Consider the following 2,989-nt stretch of genomic DNA (forward strand, 5'->3'; position numbering starts at 1 on the left):
TGAAAGCCGGAGTGTGGTTCCGCCGTGCTCGTCTGCTCATCGTCTCTCCTGATTCGCGGGTCAATCTTGCCCGCCGTCAGGCAGAAACTCCACTTATCGCGCTGTTCAGATTTGCGGGACCAGCTCACTCATAGACATGCACCAAAATAGAGGCGAGAACAACGCCCCCAAAGAGAACAACAAAATCCCTCGTGGCAGAACTACACCAATCGAACCAATCGGCGTGCAACGCGCGTGATCGTGGAGACAAACTCATCATAGTCGAACCTTCGCTGAGGCCGGTGTTTTTAGCGATTTCAGATAGCATGGATTGAAAACCATATGTTGTGTACCCATCGTCGAACCCCGAGTAACGCCTTCGCAAGGCGCGATGCTAAAACGCGATAGTCGTTCCCGGCACAACTCATCGGTCACCTTGAACGTGCCACGGAACGAAAGCCGTTGAACAACGCCGTATGAATCAAGGACATGGCAATTCCCGGCAAGCGGCTACGCGACAATCACACGATTGCGACCTTCAAATTTTGCACGATATAGCCGCTGATCGGCGACCCTCAGGAATCCGTCAAGGGTGTCTCCATCGCGCCCGAACTCCGATACCCCAACACTGATGGTGACGCTGACCGACGGTTTGGCTCCGACATCGAACGCGGCGCCTTCGATGGCAGAGCGAAGGCGCTCGGCCACCGCGCAAGCGGCGTCGAGCGTCGCCCCCGGGAGCAACACCATAAATTCTTCACCGCCCACGCGCGCGACAGAGTCGTAAGGGCGGATCGCCTCCAGACACTTTCGTACGAATGCGCGGAGGACTTCATCGCCGACACTGTGACCGCGCGAGTCATTGATATACTTGAAATCATCGAGATCGATCGAGAGCAGAGATAATGGAGCACCGCTTCGTTTGGCCCGCGCGATCTCGTCGCCAATATGCTCGATGAAGTGGCGCCGATTTCCGGCACCGGTCAGTGGGTCGGTGGCGGCAAGGCGTTCCAACCTTTGATTGCTCTGTTGCAGTTGCTGTAGCGCCCTTTGGGTCTCGGCCATCGATTCGGCCAGGCGGGCGGTCATTTCCTCCTGGCTATAGATGGCCGAGAATGATTGTGTCGTTCGGAAAGCCTGGACAACGCCATAGCTGAGCAGGAAGAATCCGCCAGCAAAGATCGCGTGGGCGAGCCACCACATATGATTCCAGGGCGCCGCCAGCATGAATGCGAGCGACGATATCGCAAACCACGCGACCGAAATGCCGAAAATAAGCATGAGCGGCGATCGAATCCGTCGCGTCAGCATCGCCGCGACGTTCAGCACGCTGAATACCAGTGCGCCGCCCTCCATGGACAAGCGTACCGCGGGATGTCCCGCATAGGGGGAGTAGGCGATCAGTGCGACGGCTATGTCCATCGTCAGGAACAGGCCGATCCACATCAGCCATGCGCGCGCATCCGAACGCTTTTCGACCTCGTCTGACGGCTGGCTGTAGCTGAGCAGGCCAACGAAGAGCAGAACCGACATCGCAAGACGCGAAGCCGGTCCATAGAGCAGAAACAGCCAAATGTTGCGGTGTGCCATCCCGGTGAGGGCACCGTGCGGCGAATAAATCAGCACGAAGCCGAGAAAGCCCAGCGTTAACCAACGCAACAGAGGTTCGCCTGAAGTCTGGTAGCAACGCCACGTCACATAAGTGACGAACAGCCCTTCGAGAGTCGCGACGGCAATCGCGAATTCGTGGAACAAGTGATTTTCGAATTTTAGCGTGGAATCCTGTTGGAAATACAGGTAGGCGATGAACTGGGCGGGCATCAGGGCGAAGGCGATAAGGAGAAGGCTCGAATACGCCTGTGTGACCAGCCGGAGCGCATTGGTCGGTGCCTGTACCGCAAGATTGGTGCTCATATGCGTATCGTCTCTCACATGATGACTTACGTTCGTCCATGAACTCTTGGGCGTCTCCGAGGGATGCGCTGTCCCAGAGCACCTTCGGTCCATGCTGTAGCTACGCAGATGAAGGGGCCATGGTGCGTTGTGGTCGTAAAGCCATTCAACAAGCGACGCGCGATCACCGCGGTGCCGACGAAGGGAATGAGCTTCAGCTTTCGGTCGATCTGCTGCACTCCGTCGAGCTGGCGACCCTGCGGATAGGAGCGACCAGGTTCCGCCGCCGCCGGAATCAGCAGCGCCGTGGGCTTCGTTTACGTATTTGTGCCCACCACGTTCAGGCCACCCGCTCCGCTGACGGTCAGGGGTGTCGAGGGTGCGTTCAGCAGATTGGTCCCAGCTCCTGGCGCGAGTTGTCACTCTGCAAGGCGTCGAAAACACGCCATTGAAAGACAGAGGAAATCACGAGTCTGTGCATGCCGACCGCCGGTAGCATCGCCGCGACAATCGGCCCGTTACTGGTCCGGCTCGGAACCAAAACACGGGTGATGAGCAACACGCGTAAGCGTCAGCCCCCTTTGATTGGCGAGTTTAGTGTAGACCATCTGTGGCCTCCTTCGTGTGGAATATCCCCGCGTTGCACAAACGAGGCCGTTAGCAATACCTAAGCCTGTTTAGTTAGCCGCCTGCTAAACCTTGTAGGTTCCTAACAAAGGTCGGTCGTCAACCGCTTCAAGTGCGAGGCTGGCACGCAACTTGCTGGGCTGACAACATCACCAGGTTTGGTCGCGACTACCACCACGGTGATGTAGGGAAGTCTGATCGCCTCAGACGTGCCCGCATTGAGTGCATGTTGGTGTGTTGCTAAATGAAGCAACGTGCGAGCTGCTGCGATAGCAACAGCTCTGCGCAACGTGATCAGTGAGCTCCCGGCGAATTTTACGAGGCACCCGCACGACGCTCAACCGGAGGGTAAATAATGGCGGATGAGCTGGTCCCGCAAATCTGAACAGCGCGATAAGTGGAGTTTCTGCCTGACGGCGGGCAAGATTGACCCGCGAATCAGGAGAGACGATGAGCAGACGAGCACGGCGGAACCACACTCCGGCTTTCA

Annotated in this window: 1 protein-coding gene and 1 pseudogene; both read right to left on the bottom strand. The window is 57.4% G+C overall.

The genetic code is table 11. The features are described from left to right. Window positions 1-489 precede the first annotated feature (489 nt). Window positions 490-1,893 (bottom strand): GGDEF domain-containing protein, encoded by a 1,404-nt coding sequence (locus tag AC066S_RS38620; RefSeq protein WP_126262239.1) that lies wholly within the window; start codon window positions 1,891-1,893, stop codon window positions 490-492. A gap of 809 nt (window positions 1,894-2,702) precedes the next feature. Continuing rightward, window positions 2,703-2,989, bottom strand: a pseudogene (locus tag AC066S_RS38625) (hypothetical protein); the annotation flags it as partial.

This window comes from Bradyrhizobium sp. CFUWI (genome assembly GCF_056429085.1).